This is a genomic window from Methylobacterium amylolyticum (assembly GCF_030700245.1).
In the GTDB taxonomy this organism is placed as follows: domain Bacteria; phylum Pseudomonadota; class Alphaproteobacteria; order Rhizobiales; family Beijerinckiaceae; genus Methylobacterium.
In genome coordinates this window covers 1-15,845 of sequence record NZ_JAUYZI010000037.1, presented here as the reverse complement: position 1 = coordinate 15,845, position 15,845 = coordinate 1, and the positions used below count along the sequence as shown (strand labels likewise).

Sequence of the window (15,845 nt, the reverse complement as noted above, 5' to 3'; positions counted from 1 at the left end):
CGTGTGCGGTGCCTTCGCCCGTCAAACAGGCGGTGCGAGGGCGAAGATCCCGGCCCCTTCGAGGCCGGGCCGGTGGCGCTCGCGCGCGAGCCCGCCCGCGAAGCCGGTCGGCGCGCCGGCCGCCCCGACCGCCCGGGCGATCTCCGCGTCGCTGCGGGTGGCGCCGTAGGGAATCGCGAGCAGCGCCGTCCGGACCGCCGTCTGGAACGCGGTGCCGCGGAAGTCGAGGGGCAGGGCGAAGGTTTGCAGCGCGTCGACGACGTCGGCGGCGCGCTGCCGCCGCGTCTCGGCCAGCACCGGATGGTCCGGCTCCTCGGCCTCCGGCCCGCGCCGGACCCGGCCGGTTGCGTCCGCGTCCCACAGGATCGCGGCGAGACCGGCATGGCGGGGACGTTGACCGCCCGCCGCGCGGATATGCTACTGCCCGGCCCGTGCGGCGGCACCGGTCCCCCTGGACATCCGTCACCCGTCTCCCCAGCGCCGACATCGCGAGCCATGACCGACACCGCCAACCCCGTCTCCGGCCAGGAGCGCGCGACCGAGCGCTACAACGCCAAGGACGCCGAGCCGCGCTGGCAGGCCGCCTGGGCCGAGGCGCGGCTGTTCGAGACCGACAACGCCGACCCGCGCGCGACCTACTACGTCCTGGAGATGTTCCCCTACCCGTCCGGGCGCATCCACATGGGCCACGTGCGCAACTACGCGATGGGCGACGTGGTGGCCCGCTACAAGCGCGCCAAGGGCTTCAACGTGCTCCACCCGATGGGCTGGGACGCCTTCGGACTGCCGGCCGAGAACGCGGCCATGGAGCGCAAGGTCAACCCGCGCGCCTGGACCTACGACAACATCGCGGCGATGCGCGCGCAGTTGAAGGCGATGGGCCTGTCGCTCGACTGGAGCCGCGAGGTCGCGACCTGCGACCCCGACTACTACAAGCACCAGCAGCGCATGTTCCTCGACTTCCTGGAGAAGGGGCTGGTCGCGCGCCGCACCGCCAAGGTGAACTGGGACCCGGTCGATCACACCGTTCTGGCCAACGAGCAGGTGATCGACGGCCGCGGCTGGCGCTCGGGGGCGCTGGTGGAGCAGCGCGAGCTGACCCAGTGGTTTTTTCGCATCACCGCCTTCGCCGAAGACCTGCTGACCGCCCTGGACGGGCTCGACCGCTGGCCCGAGAAGGTCCGGCTGATGCAGAAGAACTGGATCGGCCGCTCGGAGGGGCTGGAGGTGCAGTTCGCCCTGTCGCAAGCGGTGGCGGGCCAGCCCGAGACGGTCACCGTCTACACCACCCGGCCGGACACCCTGTTCGGCGCCAAGTTCCTGGCCATCGCCGCCGACCACCCGCTCGCCACGGCGCTCGGTGACGGGAACGCGGCGCTGACGGACTTCATCGCCGCGTGCCAGCGCATGGGCACCGCGCAGGCGTCGATCGACACCGCCGAGAAGCTCGGCTTCGACACCGGCCTGACGGTGCGCCACCCCCTCGACCCGTCCTGGGAACTGCCGGTCTACGTCGCGAACTTCGTGCTGATGGAGTACGGCACCGGCGCGGTGTTCGGCTGCCCGGCGCACGACCAGCGCGACCTCGACTTCTCCAACAAGTACGGGCTCGGCAACACGCCCGTGGTCTGCCCGGAGGGTCAGGACCCGGCGACGTTCACGATCACCGACACCGCCTACGACGGCGACGGGCGGATGATCCACTCGCGCTTCCTCGACGGGATGACCACCGACGCCGCCTTCGACGCCGTCGCGACGCGGCTCGAAGGGGAGGGGGCCGCGCGCCGCAAGGTCCAGTTCCGGCTGCGCGACTGGGGCATCTCGCGCCAGCGCTACTGGGGCTGCCCGATCCCGATCATCCACTGCGACACCTGCGGGCCGGTTTCCGTGCCGGTCGCGGACCTGCCGGTAAAGCTGCCGGAGGAGGTCTCGTTCGACCAGCCCGGCAACCCGCTGGAGCGCGACGCCGCGTGGCGGCAGGTGCCGTGCCCGCGCTGCGGCGCCGCCGCCCGGCGCGAGACCGACACGATGGACACGTTCGTGGACTCGTCGTGGTACTTCGCCCGCTTCACCGCGCCGTGGCTGACGGACGCCCCGACCGACCGCGCCGCGGTCGACCGGTGGCTGCCCGTGGACCAGTACATCGGCGGCATCGAGCACGCGATCCTGCACCTGCTCTACGCGCGGTTCTTCACCCGGGCGATGCGCGAGACCGGCTGGGCCGGCGTGTCCGAGCCGTTCGCCGGGCTGTTCACGCAGGGCATGGTCGTCCACGAGACCTACAAGGACGCGGCCGGGGCGTGGGTGCCGCCGGCCGACGTGCGGCTCGCGACCGAGGACGGGGAACGCCGGGCGTTTCACGTGAAAACCCAGGCGCCGCTCGCGATCGGCGCGATCGAGAAGATGTCGAAGTCGAAGAAGAACGTCGTCGATCCGGACGACATCATCGTCAGCTACGGCGCCGACACCGCGCGCTGGTTCATGCTGTCCGACTCGCCGCCCGAGCGCGACGTGATCTGGACCGAGGAGGGCGTGCAGGGCGCCGCCCGCTTCGTCCAGCGGGTGTGGCGGCTGGTCAACGCGGCGTCCGCCGCCACGGGGGACGGCACCGCCGACCTCGCCCTGCGCAAGGCCGCCCACCGGGCGCTCGCCGCGGTCGGCGAGGATGTCGAGCGGCTGCGCTTCAACCGCTGCGTCGCTCACGTCTACACCCTGGCCAACGCCCTGGAGGAGGGCCTGCGCGGTCCGGTCACCCGCACCGCGGCGGAAGAGGCCGCCGGCATCCTCGTGCAGCTCATCGCGCCGATGATGCCGCATCTCGCCGAGGAATGCTGGTCGGTGCTCGGCCGCGACGGCTTCGTCGCCCGCGCGCCCTGGCCGCAGGCCGACGCCGCGCTGCTCGTCGAGGACGAGATCACCCTGCCGGTCCAGATCAACGGCAAGAAGCGCGCGGACGTGACCGTGCCGCGGGATGCCGACGCCGCGGCGGTCGAGGCGGCGACGCTGGCCCTCGACGCGGTGCGGAAGGTGCTGGAGGGTCGGGCGCCGCGGAAGGTGATCGTCGTGCCGGGGCGGATCGTCAATCTGGTGGTGTAATAGGCCCAGGGCTCCGGACTTGGGTCAACGCCGGCCTGGCAGCGGTGTTGGCGAGAGGCCCCATCATTCCGGGACTGCCCAGCAGGGCCCGGAACGACGGACTGCGTGAGAGCACGGTACACGACGCGGCGGGTCGAAGGGCGTTTCCGACCCACCCCCTCATCCTGAGGTGCCCGCGAGAGCGGGCCTCGAAGGAGGGCTCCAGGGATCGCGCGGCTGGCTGGAGGGCTCCTTCGAGGCCCCTTGCCGAGGCAAGGGGCACCTCAGGATGAGGGGGTTGGTGGGATCAGCCGACGCAAACGCCGAACTGTCGTGTACCGTGGCGTGAGAGAGGCAGTTGCACCTCTCACAGGGTGCGGATCGTTGACCCGAGTCCGGAGCCCTGTCTGGCTACGACGTCCGGCCGAAGGGTTCGGGATCGACGCTCTCCGTCCTTACGAGCGGAGCGAAGCAACCCAGCGGCGCCGACCTCCGAGAACGCGCGCTGCCCTGGGGGGCTTCGCCTACGGCTCGCGGTGACGGCGCAGGCCCGGATCACCGAACGGTTCACCCGGAAACGGTATGATCCCCCCGGCCGAGCCGCACCGTCGCCCCTGCCTGCGCCGTCGTCGCGAACCGAAGGCGATCGCGGGCGGCCGGGCGATGGCCCTTCCAGGACGAGCTTGCCGGGCCCGCGCGTTAGAGCCGGGCCAGCAGCCGCTCCGCCAGCGGGTTCTCCGCCGCGAAGGCGTAGTCGATGCGGCGCACGCTCACCGCCCGGGCTCCCGCCCGCACCAGCGCGTCGGCGAGGTCGAACACCGCCGCCTCGGGGCAGCGCAGCACGATCTCGCCGTCGGGCCCGCGCGGGGCGCCGTAGGGCAGCTCGGCCTCGTGCAGGCCGGCGAGCGTGGCGAGGTCGATGGTCCCGTCCTCGGGCAAGGCCGCGCGCACCTCGCGGGTGGTGCGGGCGCGCTCCTCCGCGGCGATGCGGCCGAGCACGGCGCGCAGCGCCCCGCGCTGGGTCTCGCCCCAGGCGGCCTTCAGCGAGGCGACGAGGTTCGCCTCCGAGCGCAGGATGATGCCGTCGTCGAGCACCTTCAGGGCGTTGGCCCGGAGCGTCGCACCGGTGGTGGTGATGTCGACCACGATCTCGGCCGAGCCCGCCGCCGGGGCGCCCTCGGTGGCGCCGAGGCTCTCGACGATGCGGTAGTCGGCGACCCCCTTCTCCGCGAAGAAGCGGCGGGTGAGGTTGACGTACTTGGTCGCCACCCGCAGCCGCCGCCCGTGGCGGGCGCGCATCAGGGCCGCGACCTCGTCGAGGTCGCCCATCGCCCGCACGTCGATCCACGCCTGGGGCACGGCCACCACCACCGTGGCGTTGCCGAAGCCCAGCGGCGTCAGCAGCTCCACCTGGCCCCGGGCGTCGGGCAGGGTCTCGCGGATCAGGTCCTCGCCGGTGACGCCGAGATGGGCCGTGCCGCTCGCGAGCTGGCTGGCGATCTCGGAGGCCGAGAGGTAGCGCACCTCCACGTCGGGCACGCCCACGAGCCTGCCGCGGTAGTCGCGGGCGCCCGACCCCTGCGCGAGCTTCAGCCCGGCCCGGGCGAAGAAGGCGTTGGCGTTCTCCTGCAACCGACCCTTGGACGGAACGGCCAGGACGAGGACATCCGAGGAACTCACCGGCCGGCTCCCGCCACGCGCTCGATCCAGAAGGTGCAGCCCACCGCCGGCAGCGGGGTCGGGCTGCCGAGATGGCCGAGCAGCCCGTCGTAGCGGCCGCCGCCGACGAGCACCGGCCCCTCCGCGGTCCCATCCCCGGCCGTCACCTCGAAGATGAAGCCGCTGTAGTAGTCGAGGTTGCGCGCGAAGCCGCCCTGGAAGCGGAAGCCCGCGATGTCGAGGCCGCGGGCGGCGATGAAGCCGGCGCGCTCCTCGAACAGGTCGAGGGCCGCGTCGAGGGGTCCGTGGCGCACCCCCGCGTCGGCGGCGAGCGCCCGCAGGTCGCGGGCCGCCGCGTCGGGATCGCCGGCCACCGCCCGGTAGCGGTCGAGGATCGCCCGGTTCTCGGCGTTGAGCCCCGCGCCGCCGTTGGCCTGCGCCGCGGCCTTGCCGAGGAAGCGCTCGGCGATCTCGCCGGCGCTGCGCCCGCCCACCGCCGAGATGCCGGCGATGGCCAGGACGTCCTCCACGAAGGCGCGCACGCCGCGCGGGTCCTGCCCCTGGATCGCCGCGAGCAAGCCCGCGTGCGGATCCTCGCCCGGCGTGCCCTCGACCCCGTTGGTGACCGCGTCGAGGGAGCGGCCGGCGGCGAGTGCCCGCAGGGTCCGCCGCTTGGCGGCCGGCGGCACGCCGAGGCCGTCGAGGAGCGCCACGGTCAGCCCCATGTCGCCGAGCCGCACCGCCGGGCTGGCGCGCCCGAACAGGGCGAGCCCTTCGAGGGCCAATCCCAGCACCTCCGCGTCGGCGGCCGGCGTGTCGGCCCGGCCGATCGACTCGATGCCGACCTGGAAGAACTCGTCCGGCTCGTCCGCCGCCAGCCGGAACACCGGCCCGTGATAGCTGTAATCCGCCGCACCCTCGGCGCGCTCCGATCGCGGCCGCGACAGGTGCAGCCGGCAGACGGGGATGGTGAATTCCGGCCGCAGGCACATCTCGGCCCCGGCCGCGTCCTGCGTCACGAAGATGCGCCGCCGGATGTCCTCGCCGGACAGTTCCAGGAACGGCTCCACCGGTTGCAGCACGGGCGGCGTCACGGGCGCGTAGCCCGCCGCCGCCAGATGCGCGAGCAGCCGCGCCCCCGCCTGGCTCCCCACCCCCGTCTCGCCCGCCTCCGGTCGTGTCATGGTCATCCTCTCGCGGGCGCTCTGTAGCAACCGGGGCCCGCCTTGGCGACACGCCGGGGCGGATGCCGCGGGGCACCGGCTACGCGCGGACTGCGCAGGCAATGCCCTTACGTGGACGCCTCCGCGGAAGCGGGCCACGCGCTGAGTCATGATGGATGGGTTAGGACGGTGGGCGATAGCATTTCCGGCTGAACCGTTCTGTTGTCCAAACCCGCGCCGTCATCGCGAGCGCAGCGAAGCGACCCAGGGCTGCACGCGACTTCAAACCGTGGCGCAACTGGATTGCTTCGCTCCGCTCGCAAAGACGGAGGCGGTGATCGCGAACTCTTCGACCGGCAATCCGATGAGGCGACCCGTGCTGATGACCACCCGAAAGCCCGCCACGGTCGGTGAAATCCTGATCGAAGAATTCATGCAGCCGCTCGGCCTGACGCAGGCTGCCCTGGCCGAGGCGATGGGCGTCCAGCGCAAGCACGTGAACGAGTTGTGCAACGACCGGCGCAGCGTCACGGCGGCGACAGCGCTCATCCTGGCACGCGTCTTCGGGAACAGCCCGGATTTCTGGCTGAACGTGCAGCGCCGCAGCGACCTGTGGAACGCGTTGCACTCCCCGCACGAGCGGGAGCGGATCGCGCGGGCCAAGCCGCTCGCGCCGGCGGCGTGAGCGGGCGCCGGGCCTCGCGCGGACTGCGCAGGCGCCGGCCGCGCTGGATTTCTGCCCCCCACGCGCCTAGACGTTGCAGTGCACCGGCGGGCTCATCCCGCGTCCGGTCCCACGCGACAGCGAGGCTCGACCCGTGGCTCTCCCCGCCAACGAACGCCGGCGCATCATGCTGCTCACGGGCGCGAGCCGCGGCATCGGCCACGCCACCGTCAAACGCTTCTCCGCCGCGGGCTGGCGGGTGATCACCTGCTCGCGCCACGCCTTTCCCGAGAATTGCCCCTGGGAGATGGGCCCCGAGGATCACCTCCAGGTCGATCTGGCCGACGCCGAGGACACGATCCGCGCCGTCGAGGAGGTCCGCGGCCGGCTCGCCGCCGAGGGCGGGGTGCTGCACGCGCTGGTCAACAACGCCGGCATCTCGCCCAAGGGGCCGGACGGCGCGCGCATGGGCGCGCTCGCCACCGAGTTCGCCGACTGGCAGCGGGTGTTCCAGGTCAACGTCTTCGCCACGATCCTGCTGGCCCGCGGCCTGCGCGAGGAACTGGCCCGGGCCAAGGGCTCGGTGGTCAACGTCACCTCGATCGCCGGCTCGCGCGTCCACCCCTTCGCGGGGGCGGCCTACGGCACCTCGAAGGCGGCGCTCGCCGGCCTGACCCGCGAGATGGCCGCCGATTTCGGGCCGCTGGGGGTGCGGGTCAACGCGATCTCGCCCGGCGAGATCGACACCTCGATCCTCTCCCCCGGCACGGAAAAACTCGTCGAGCAGATTCCGCAGCGGCGGCTCGGCACCCCGGACGAGGTCGCCAAGGCGATCTACTTCCTGTGCACGGAGGCCTCGTCCTACGTGAACGGCGCGGAACTCCACATCAACGGCGGCCAGCATGTGTGAGGCCCGCTCCGGGCCTTCCGTACCGGCACGGACCGGTTTCTTTCCAGCGGCGGGTGGGCTGCTCGCACGCCGCGTCGTGCCGCGCACGCCCTCTCCCTCCCCCCGCTGCGGGGGAGGGTGGCCCGATGGGCGCCCCTCGCGTGAGCGAGGGTCGGGAGAGGGGAGCCCCGTCTCCGGAGAGGCCGCGCCACGGGCCGCATCCTCCAGCGTCGCGCCACCCCTCTCCCCCCCTGCTGTGCAGGGGACCCTCCCCCGCAGAGGGGGGAGGGAGGCCGTCGTGCCGGCCGTCGAGCGTCGCGCCATCCCCATCGCCTCCCTGCGATGGGGCGGAGCATCGCGCCGGCTCGCCTGCACCCTGATCCTGCTCACGGCCGTGCCCGCCCAGGCCGAGCCGGCGGTGCGGATCCTCGACCTGCCGTTCAAGACCCGCGAGATCCGCGGCCCCCGCAGCGAGGCCGCGGTCTCGGTGGCGACCTCCGGGCTGCTGCCGATCGCCCGCGCCAGGCCGGAGCGCGACGGCAAGGCAGCGGGCGACGAGGAGCAGGCGCCGATCGCCGTGGTCTGGGGCGAGGACGGTGGCGCGGTGCTCAGCCTGGAGGGCGGCTCGGTCGCGGTGAAGCCGGTCGGCCGCGAGGCGATCGAGGGCCTGACCGCCGCCGAGACCCCACGCGGCGCCCTGCCGGGCTCCCGCCGGGCGCTGGCCGGGCCGCTCTCGGCCTACCTCACCGGCCGCACCCGCGCCCCCGATGGCGGGCCGGCCGCCGCCGTGCTCACGATCCGCGAGCGCCAGCCGATGGCGGTCTCCGCCGACCCGAAGCCGGTGCCGGTCACGACCGTCACGGTCTCGGCCGGGGACGACGCGGTGTTCGCGCCGTACCGTCCGCGGGTGACCCGGCTGGCCGGGCAGCCGGTCTTCCTCGCCGCGACGCTCTCAGGGCAGGACACGGGCGGCCTCGCCCTGATCGCCCGTCCGGGCGGCGACGCGAAGGCGGGCGACTCCAGGACTTGGGCGGTGACCGCCCGCACCCCGCCGGGCCCACCCCTGAAGATCGCCGCCCTCGCCGACTTCGCCGGGACCGGCGCGCCGCAGGCGGCCACCGTCGACGCGCGCGGCCTGCTGCGGCTGTGGACGCTCGGCCCGGCGAGCCTCGCGGCCGCCGGCGAGGCCGCGGGCTACACGCTGGGCGAGGGCGACGCCGACCTGGCGGCCGTCGTCGAGACCGGCGGCGCGCCGGAACTCGCGCTGCCGGTCATGGGGATGCCGGCTCTCGCCGTCGTCGCCGCGAAGGGCGGGCTCAGGGAGCGCCTGCGCGTGACGCTGCCGGCCCCCGCCGCCACCGGGGTCGCCGCGCTCGGCGAGGGCGCGGCGCTCCGCCTCGTCGTCGGGCTCGCCGACGGGCGCGTCGCGGTGGTCGCCCCCGACGGGGGCCGGCCGTGAGCGAGTCCCGCGCCTTCCCGGCCCGCCCGTTCGTCGGCGCCTCGATCGCGGTGATCCGCGGCGCGACCGTGCTGCTCGCCGCCCGCGCCAACGAGCCGATGCGCGGCGTCTGGACCCTGCCGGGGGGCCTCGTCGAGGCCGGCGAGACGCTGGCCGAGGCGGCCCTGCGCGAGCTGACCGAGGAGGTCGGCCTCACCGCCGAGGTCGTCGGCGTGCTCTCCCCCACCGAGATCATCGTCCGCGACGCGGACGGCCGCGCCCGCCACCACTACGTCGTCCACCCCCACGCCGCCCTGTGGCGGGGCGGCGAGCCGGAGGCGGGTCCCGAGGCTCTGGGCGTGCGCTGGGCGAGCCTGTCCGAAGTGGCGGAGCTGCCGACGACGCCGGGGCTCGTCGACACCCTGCGCGAAGCGTTCGCGCGCGTCGATGCGCGGAGAGCGGCGGAGTGAGGGACTTCAGAGAGGTGTGGCGTCCGACTTCCGACATGCATCCTCCCCCCTCTGCGGGGGAGGGTGGCCCTTGCGTGAGCAGGGGTCGGGAGAGGGGAGCCCGGCTTCAGGCGAGGTCGCCGAGGCCGATGCAGAGCGCCCCGTCGGGCACCGTCGCTCCCCTCTCCCGACCCGCTTCGCGGGCCACCCTCCCCCGCAAAGGGGGGAGGGAATCCGCGGCGCTCATGGCGCTGCTCTGTCTCCTCGCCACCCCCGCCCTCGCCCAGCAGCGCCCCCGCGCCCCGCAAGCCCCGGCCAAGGAGGCGCCGAAGGAGCCGGCCCCGCCCGCCGACGTGCCCGCGCCCTACGACCGCGACCTGATGCGGATGTCCGAGGTGATCGGCTCGCTCGCCTTCCTGCGCGCTCTGTGCGCGGCACCGGACGCCGCCGAGTGGCCGGCGCGGATGAAGGCGCTGATCGAGGCCGAGGGCGTCACCCCCGCCCGGCGCGACCGGCTGGCCGGCGCCTACAACCGCGGCTACCGGGGCTACGCCCTGACCTACCGGGTCTGCACCCCCGCGGCCCACGAGGCGGCCGCCCGCTTCGTCGCCGAGGGCGAGCGCCTGTCGCACGCCCTGGCCGGGCGGTTCGGGGGGTGAGGCGGAGACCGCTCCGGTGCAGGAATGCAACAGGACGGACCCATCCCGCGGAACCGTCGCATTCGCGCGGCCGCGTTAACCGATCCGAAATTACCGGCTGGCCGTCCCGCGATGAGCCGCCTATCATCCTCCCGTCCGCCGAACTGTCTCAGTCCGGTGCAACGGAAGTACCCCGCCATGCAGCACATCTCTCACACCGCCCCCGTCGAGGCCGATGTCGATGAGAAACGCGTCGCGCTGAGCTACGTCTCGGAGGCGTTCGCGGAAGGCTGCCTGGACGGACTCGACGCCGACTGCATGGCCCAGGCCGCCCTGTTCGCGGCGTTCCAGGAACTCGTGACCACCTACGGCGAGGAAGCCACCGCCCGCTACGCCGAAGGCTTCCCCGAGCGCATCCGCGGCGGCGCCTTCACCACGACGCTCCAGCACTGAACCCCTGAGCATGCAGCCTTGCCGCCCGCGCGGTTGAGACCCACGGGCGCAAAGCCTACCTGCCGGCGGGACAGCCCGCCGGAGGATCATCGAGCCCCATGCCCATCGCCCTGCTGCCGGACCGCGCCCTCGTCACCGTCACCGGCCCCGATGCCCCCGCGCTGCTCCAGGGCGTGCTGACCTGCAACGTCGAGACGCTCGGCCCCGGCGAAGCCCGGCTCGGCGCCCTGCTCACGCCGCAGGGCAAGATCTTCTTCGACTTCCTGATCTCGCGGATCCCTGACGGCTTCCGGCTCGACACGGCGGCCGACCGCGCCGCCGACCTCGCCAAGCGGCTGAGCCTGTACCGGCTGCGCGCCAAGGCCGAGATCGCCGCCGAGCCGACGGTCGCCGTGGCCGTCGCCTGGGACGGGGCGAGCCCGGCCGCCGAGACCGACCGGGTCGCCGACGCCCGCCACCCGGATCTCGGCGCGCGGCTCTACGCGGCCGAGGGCGCCTTCTCGGCCGACGCGTCGGAGGCCGCGTACCACGCCCACCGCATCGCCCTGGCGATCCCCGAGGGCGGCCGCGACTACGCGTTCGGCGACGCCTTCCCGCACGAGGCGCTGGTGGACCAGCTCGGCGGCGTCGACTTCCGCAAGGGCTGCTACGTCGGCCAGGAGGTGGTCTCGCGCATGCAGCACCGCGGCACCGCCCGCACCCGCATCCTGGCGGCGGCGTATCCCGAGGGCGCGGCCGCCGCACCGGGCTCCGAGGTGAGCGCGGGCGGAAAGACCCTCGGCACCACCGGCAGCGCCGCGGGCGCGCGGGGTCTCGTGACCCTGCGCCTCGACCGGCTCGGCGACGCGCTGGCGGCGGGCGAGCCCCTGCGCGCGGACGGCCGGCTGCTCGGCGTGGCGCGGCCGGCCTACGCCACCTTCGCGATGCCCGAGCCCGCCGGGACGGCGGTCTGAGCGTGGCCGCGGAGCCCGCCGACGGCCTCGTCCTGCACGCCGACGGCTGCCCGCGCTGCTGGTGGGCCGGCCTCGACCCGACCTACGTCGCCTACCACGACACCGAGTGGGGCGTGCCCGAGCACGACGGCCGGGCGCTCTACGAGAAGCTGATCCTCGACGGTTTCCAGGCCGGCCTGTCGTGGATCACCATCCTGCGCCGCCGCGACGGATTCCGCGCGGCGTTCCACGATTTCGACCCCGAAACGATCGCGCGCTACACCGAGGCCGACGTCGCCCGGCTGATGTCGGACACCCGCATCATCCGCAACCGCGCCAAGGTCCTCGGCACGATCGCGGGCGCGCGGGCGTGGCTGCGGATCGAGGAGCGCGGCCCCGGCTTCTCGGGGTTCCTCTGGGATTTCGTCGACGGCGCGCCCATTCAGGGCACCGCGCGCACGCGGGGCGAGATCGCGACGCAGACGCCGGTCTCGCGGGCGATGGGGAAGGCCCTGAAGGCGGAGGGCTTCGCCTTCTGCGGGCCGACCATCGTCCACGCCTTCATGCAGGCGGTCGGCATGGTCAACGATCACCTCGTCGGCTGCCATCGGCACGGCCCCTGCGCCGCCCTCGGGCGGAGGGCATGAGCCCGCCGCCGCGGGCGTGGCAACGGATGCTCTCGGGCCGCCGCCTCGACCTGCTCGACCCCTCGCCGCTGGACATCGAGATCGCCGATATCGCCCACGGGCTCGCCCGGGTCGCCCGCTGGAACGGGCAGACGGCGGGCCCGCACGTGTTCTCCGTGGCGCAGCACAGCCTGCTGGTGGAGGGGGTGGGCCGCCACCTCGCCCCGGCCTGCACCGCCGCCGAGGGGCTTGAGCTGCTGCTGCACGACGCGCCGGAATACGTCGTCGGCGACATCATCTCGCCCCTGAAGGCCGCGATCGGCGACGCCTATCGCGGGGTGGAGGGCCGGCTGCTCGCCGCGATCCGCCGCCGGTTCGGGCTGCCGCCGCCGCCGCCGGACCTCGTCCGCCGGGTCAAGCGGGCGGACCGGATCGCCGCCCATGTCGAGGCGGTGTGTCTCGCGGGGTTCTCGGAGGCCGAGGCGTCGCGCTATTTCGGCCGGGCGGTGGCGCTGCCGGAGCCGGTCCTGGCGCTTGCCGCGCCGTGGCCGACGGACGCGGCGCAGGCACGGTTCCTCGACCGGTTCCGGGCACTCGGCGGAGCCTGAGAGCGCGGCGCTTCCCGGGCTGCGGCCCGAGGCCTATGGTGCGGTCGGCGAACGCGACGCGGGTGTGACGATGTCGGCCAGTCCCGAATCGGTGGTGGTCCGCAACGAGCGGATCATGGCCGGGCGCCCCATCTTCCGCGGCACCCGCGTCCAGGTCGAACTCCTGTTCGAGAATCTCGCCGAGGGGTACTCCGTCGACGAGATCATCGAGAACTTCCCGACCCTCGATCGCGAGGATCTCCGGAAGGCCCTCCTTCAGGCCTGCGACCTTCTGAAGGCGGCAGCCCCCGACACCCCACGCCCACCCGGTCCGCCCTTCGGGCGTTGATCGTTCGCGGGCCCCGCATCGGGCCGATCTGCCCCGGATCGGACACGATCGCCGGTCAGGAGCCGAGAGACGATGCCGACCCTTCACGTCTGTCCGCTCTCGCGCCTGCCCGAGACCGTCGCCGCCACCGGCGCGAGCCACGTGCTCACCCTCGTCAACGTCGGCACGCCGCTGGAGCGGCCGGCGGCCATCGCGCTTGAGAACCACGCGGTGATCGGCGTCAGCGACATCGCCGCGGCGATGGACGGCCACGTCCTGCCGGCCGAGGAGCACGTGGAGGCGATCCTGGCCTTCGTGCGCGGCTGGCCGCGGGAGAAACCTCTCGTGATCCACTGCTACGCCGGCATCAGCCGCTCGACCGCGGCGGCCTACATCGCCGCCTGCGCCCTGGCGCCGGAGCGCGACGAAGCGGAGGTCGCCCGCGCGCTGCGCGCCGCCGCGCCGTCCGCGACGCCGAACCGCCTGTTCGTGGAGATCGCCGACCGGCTGCTCGGCCGCGACGGCCGCATGGTCGCGGCGGTGGCCGGCATCGGCCGCGGCGCCGACGCCTTCGAGGGGACGCCGTTCAGCCTCGCCCTGATCTGAGCGCGGGACGCCGCCCCCGGCCTGTGGCGCGAACGCGCCCGTACCCGGCAAAACACCACACCGTGCACCGCGTCGGCGCGGGCCGCCCCGGGGGCCGGGTTGTCGCCGCGCCGCCGCCCGCCTTAGAACCGACCCAAAGGATGTGTCTGGCATGAACGCGAGCCGACCCGACGCGAACCCGTCCGCGGGCGACCTGCCCTTCGAAGAAGCGCTGGGACAGCTCGAGGAGATCGTGCGCAGGCTCGAGCGCGGCGACGTGCCGCTCGACGAGTCCGTGGCGATCTACGAGCGCGGCGAGGTGCTCAAGCGGCACTGCGAGCAGTTGCTCAAGCGTGCCGAGGCGCGGATCCAGAGGATCACGCTGACCGCCGACGGGCGACCGGACGGCGTGGCGCCGCTCGACGTGTCCTGAGAGCCGGGGTCGATCCCCCGCGAGAGAGGTTGGTGACGTGGCGATTTCTTCCGAGCATTCCGCGCTTCTCGACCGGATCCCGGAGCCTGCGGCTCTGCGGCGTCTGCCGGAGAGCGAGCTCCAGGCGGTGGCGGACGCGGTGCGCGCCGAGATGATCGACGCGGTCTCGATCACCGGCGGCCATCTCGGCTCGGGGCTCGGCGTGGTCGAGCTGACGGTGGCGCTGCACCACGTGTTCGACACCCCCGACGACCGGATCGTCTGGGACGTCGGCCACCAGTGCTACCCCCACAAGATCCTCACCGGACGCCGCGACCGCATCCGCACGCTCCGCCAGGGCGGCGGCCTGTCCGGCTTCACCAAGCGCTCCGAGAGCGTCTACGACCCGTTCGGCGCCGCACACTCCTCCACCTCCATCTCCGCCGCGCTGGGCATGGCGGTGGGCCGCGACCTCGACGCCGCCGCCGCCAGGCAGAACGGCCTGCCGGCGCGCAAGCGCCGCAACAGCATCGCGGTGATCGGCGACGGCTCGATGTCGGCGGGCATGGCCTACGAGGCCATGAACAACGCCGGCGCCCTGCACTCGCGCCTGATCGTCATCCTCAACGACAACGACATGTCGATTGCCCCCCCTGTGGGCGCCATGTCGGCCTACCTCGCCCGGCTCGCCTCCGGCGACACCTACCGGAGCTTGCGCGAGACCGCCAAGCAGCTCGGCAAGCTGCTGCCGCGGGCGCTCTACCAGCGCGCGGCCGCCGCCGAGGAGTACGCCCGCTCGCTGGTGGTGGGCGGGGGCACGATGTTCGAGGAGATGGGCTTCCACTACGTCGGCCCCGTCGACGGGCACAACCTCGACCACCTGCTGCCGGTGCTCAAGAACGTGCGCGACACCGAGCAGGGCCCGATCCTGCTGCACGTGGTCACCCGCAAGGGCAAGGGCTACGCCCCCGCGGAAGCCTCGGCCGACCGCTACCACGGGGTGGTGAAGTTCGACGTGGTCTCAGGCGTGCAGGCCAAGGCCAAGCCGAACGCGCCGGCCTACACCCGGGTGTTCGGCGAGAGCCTGATCAAGGCCGCGGACGCCGACGAGAAGGTGGTGGCGATCACCGCGGCGATGCCCGGGGGCACCGGCATCGACCTGTTCGGCAAGGCGCACCCGGACAGGACCTTCGATGTGGGCATCGCCGAGCAGCACGCGGTGACGTTCGCGGGGGGGCTCGCGACCGAGGGGTACAAGCCGTTCGTGGCGATCTACTCGACGTTCCTGCAGCGGGCCTACGACCAGGTCGTGCACGACGTGGCGTTGCAGAACTTAGCTGTACGGTTCTGCCTGGACCGGGCGGGACTGGTGGGCGCGGACGGGGCGACGCACGCGGGCGCGTTCGACCTGGCCTACCTGTGCTGCCTGCCGAACATGACGGTGATGGCGGCCGCCGACGAGGCCGAGCTGGTGCACATGGTGGCGACCCAGCACGCGCACGACGCGGGCCCGAGCGCGCTGCGCTACCCGCGCGGCGAGGGGGTGGGGGTCGAGCTTCCGGAGCGGGGCGAGGTTCTGCCGATCGGCAAGGGGCGGATCGTGCGCGCGGACGCGAACCCGCGGGTGGCGCTGCTGTCGCTCGGCACGCGGCTGGCGGAGGCGCTGAAGGCGGCCGACAGCCTGGCGGAGCGGGGCGTGCCGGTGACGGTGGCGGACGCGCGGTTCGCCAAGCCCCTGGACGAGGCGCTGATCCTGGATCTGGCGGGGCGCCACGAGGTGCTGATCACGGTGGAGGAGGGCTCGCGGGGCGGGTTCGGGGCGCAGGTTCTGCACCTCCTGGCCGAGCGGGGCGCGCTGGACGCGGGGCGTGTGCGGGTGCGGACGCTGACGCTGCCGGACCTGTACCAGGACCAGGACAGCCCGGAGAAGATGTACGCCCAGGCCGG

General features: G+C 73.7%; 17 protein-coding genes. 14 read left to right on the top strand and 3 right to left on the bottom strand.

All coding sequences use genetic code 11. The features are described from left to right. Positions 1–21 precede the first annotated feature (21 nt). The gene (locus Q8W71_RS22805) at positions 22–297 is read right to left on the bottom strand and encodes a methylated-DNA--[protein]-cysteine S-methyltransferase (protein WP_305527704.1); all 276 of its coding nucleotides are present in this window, start codon (positions 295–297) and stop codon (positions 22–24) included. A gap of 198 nt (positions 298–495) precedes the next feature. Here Q8W71_RS22805 and leuS point away from each other — a divergent pair, with 198 nt between their 5' ends. After that, positions 496–3,096, top strand: a complete 2,601-nt coding sequence (leuS, locus tag Q8W71_RS22800) for a leucine--tRNA ligase (RefSeq protein WP_305527703.1) — start codon at positions 496–498, stop codon at positions 3,094–3,096. Between the two features lie 678 nt (positions 3,097–3,774). Here leuS and hisG read toward each other — a convergent pair. Continuing rightward, complete coding sequence (gene hisG / locus Q8W71_RS22795) at positions 3,775–4,755, bottom strand: ATP phosphoribosyltransferase (protein WP_305527702.1); 981 nt, start codon at positions 4,753–4,755, stop codon at positions 3,775–3,777. Further along, complete coding sequence (locus tag Q8W71_RS22790; RefSeq protein WP_305527701.1) at positions 4,752–5,918, bottom strand: ATP phosphoribosyltransferase regulatory subunit; 1,167 nt, start codon at positions 5,916–5,918, stop codon at positions 4,752–4,754. The genes hisG and Q8W71_RS22790 overlap by 4 nt, the downstream gene beginning before the upstream one ends. A gap of 355 nt (positions 5,919–6,273) precedes the next feature. On the opposite strand from Q8W71_RS22790, the gene Q8W71_RS22785 reads away from it, so the two are divergent. The 13 genes from Q8W71_RS22785 to dxs form a co-directional block, all read left to right on the top strand. Continuing rightward, on the top strand, positions 6,274–6,582 hold the full coding sequence (locus Q8W71_RS22785; RefSeq protein WP_305527700.1) for a HigA family addiction module antitoxin: 309 nt from the start codon (positions 6,274–6,276) through the stop codon (positions 6,580–6,582). A 166-nt stretch (positions 6,583–6,748) separates the two neighbouring features. Beyond that, entirely contained in the window at positions 6,749–7,471 is a 723-nt protein-coding gene (locus tag Q8W71_RS22780) for an SDR family NAD(P)-dependent oxidoreductase (RefSeq protein WP_305527756.1), read from the top strand. Positions 7,472–7,748: 277 nt separating this feature from the next. Beyond that, positions 7,749–8,909, top strand: coding sequence for a hypothetical protein (locus tag Q8W71_RS22775; protein WP_370875508.1), 1,161 nt, complete (start codon positions 7,749–7,751; stop codon positions 8,907–8,909). After that, the gene (locus tag Q8W71_RS22770; RefSeq protein ID WP_305527699.1) at positions 8,906–9,358 is read left to right on the top strand and encodes an NUDIX hydrolase; all 453 of its coding nucleotides are present in this window, start codon (positions 8,906–8,908) and stop codon (positions 9,356–9,358) included. Before Q8W71_RS22775 ends, Q8W71_RS22770 begins: the two co-directional genes overlap by 4 nt. Positions 9,359–9,582: 224 nt before the next feature. Beyond that, positions 9,583–9,996 carry a TIGR02301 family protein gene (locus Q8W71_RS22765; protein ID WP_305527698.1) on the top strand — a complete coding sequence of 138 codons (414 nt, stop codon included), beginning with the start codon at positions 9,583–9,585 and terminating at the stop codon, positions 9,994–9,996. 177 nt (positions 9,997–10,173) lie between these two features. After that, positions 10,174–10,428: a hypothetical protein gene (locus tag Q8W71_RS22760; protein WP_305527697.1), complete on the top strand. Its 255-nt coding sequence runs from the start codon at positions 10,174–10,176 to the stop codon at positions 10,426–10,428. A gap of 98 nt (positions 10,429–10,526) precedes the next feature. After that, positions 10,527–11,381 carry a CAF17-like 4Fe-4S cluster assembly/insertion protein YgfZ gene (gene ygfZ, locus Q8W71_RS22755; RefSeq protein ID WP_305527696.1) on the top strand — a complete coding sequence of 285 codons (855 nt, stop codon included), beginning with the start codon at positions 10,527–10,529 and terminating at the stop codon, positions 11,379–11,381. 2 nt (positions 11,382–11,383) lie between these two features. Continuing rightward, on the top strand, positions 11,384–12,007 hold the full coding sequence (locus tag Q8W71_RS22750; RefSeq protein WP_305527695.1) for a DNA-3-methyladenine glycosylase I: 624 nt from the start codon (positions 11,384–11,386) through the stop codon (positions 12,005–12,007). After that, positions 12,004–12,594: an HD family hydrolase gene (locus Q8W71_RS22745; RefSeq protein WP_305527694.1), complete on the top strand. Its 591-nt coding sequence runs from the start codon at positions 12,004–12,006 to the stop codon at positions 12,592–12,594. Before Q8W71_RS22750 ends, Q8W71_RS22745 begins: the two co-directional genes overlap by 4 nt. A gap of 70 nt (positions 12,595–12,664) precedes the next feature. Beyond that, a complete protein-coding gene (locus Q8W71_RS22740; protein WP_305527693.1) occupies positions 12,665–12,922 on the top strand; it encodes a DUF433 domain-containing protein in 258 nt (85 codons plus the stop codon). A 72-nt stretch (positions 12,923–12,994) separates the two neighbouring features. Next, on the top strand, positions 12,995–13,507 hold the full coding sequence (locus tag Q8W71_RS22735; protein ID WP_305527692.1) for a tyrosine phosphatase family protein: 513 nt from the start codon (positions 12,995–12,997) through the stop codon (positions 13,505–13,507). Positions 13,508–13,658: 151 nt separating this feature from the next. Then, entirely contained in the window at positions 13,659–13,919 is a 261-nt protein-coding gene (locus Q8W71_RS22730; RefSeq protein ID WP_305527691.1) for an exodeoxyribonuclease VII small subunit, read from the top strand. A gap of 37 nt (positions 13,920–13,956) precedes the next feature. After that, positions 13,957–15,845 (top strand): 1-deoxy-D-xylulose-5-phosphate synthase (gene dxs, locus Q8W71_RS22725; RefSeq protein WP_305527690.1); only part of this gene is annotated, 1,889 nt, incomplete at its 3' end.

Bases quoted from the DNA above. Each gene is read 5' to 3' on its own strand.
- Q8W71_RS22790 (WP_305527701.1), bottom strand. From the start codon at position 5,918: ATGACACGACCGGAGGCGGGCGAGACGGGGGTGGGGAGCCAGGCGGGG.
- Q8W71_RS22765 (WP_305527698.1), top strand. From the start codon at position 9,583: ATGGCGCTGCTCTGTCTCCTCGCCACCCCCGCCCTCGCCCAGCAGCGC.
- Q8W71_RS22740 (WP_305527693.1), top strand. From the start codon at position 12,665: ATGTCGGCCAGTCCCGAATCGGTGGTGGTCCGCAACGAGCGGATCATG.
- leuS (WP_305527703.1), top strand. From the start codon at position 496: ATGACCGACACCGCCAACCCCGTCTCCGGCCAGGAGCGCGCGACCGAG.
- Q8W71_RS22780 (WP_305527756.1), top strand. From the start codon at position 6,749: ATGCTGCTCACGGGCGCGAGCCGCGGCATCGGCCACGCCACCGTCAAA.
- Q8W71_RS22760 (WP_305527697.1), top strand. From the start codon at position 10,174: ATGCAGCACATCTCTCACACCGCCCCCGTCGAGGCCGATGTCGATGAG.
- Q8W71_RS22745 (WP_305527694.1), top strand. From the start codon at position 12,004: ATGAGCCCGCCGCCGCGGGCGTGGCAACGGATGCTCTCGGGCCGCCGC.
- Q8W71_RS22730 (WP_305527691.1), top strand. From the start codon at position 13,659: ATGAACGCGAGCCGACCCGACGCGAACCCGTCCGCGGGCGACCTGCCC.
- ygfZ (WP_305527696.1), top strand. From the start codon at position 10,527: ATGCCCATCGCCCTGCTGCCGGACCGCGCCCTCGTCACCGTCACCGGC.
- Q8W71_RS22735 (WP_305527692.1), top strand. From the start codon at position 12,995: ATGCCGACCCTTCACGTCTGTCCGCTCTCGCGCCTGCCCGAGACCGTC.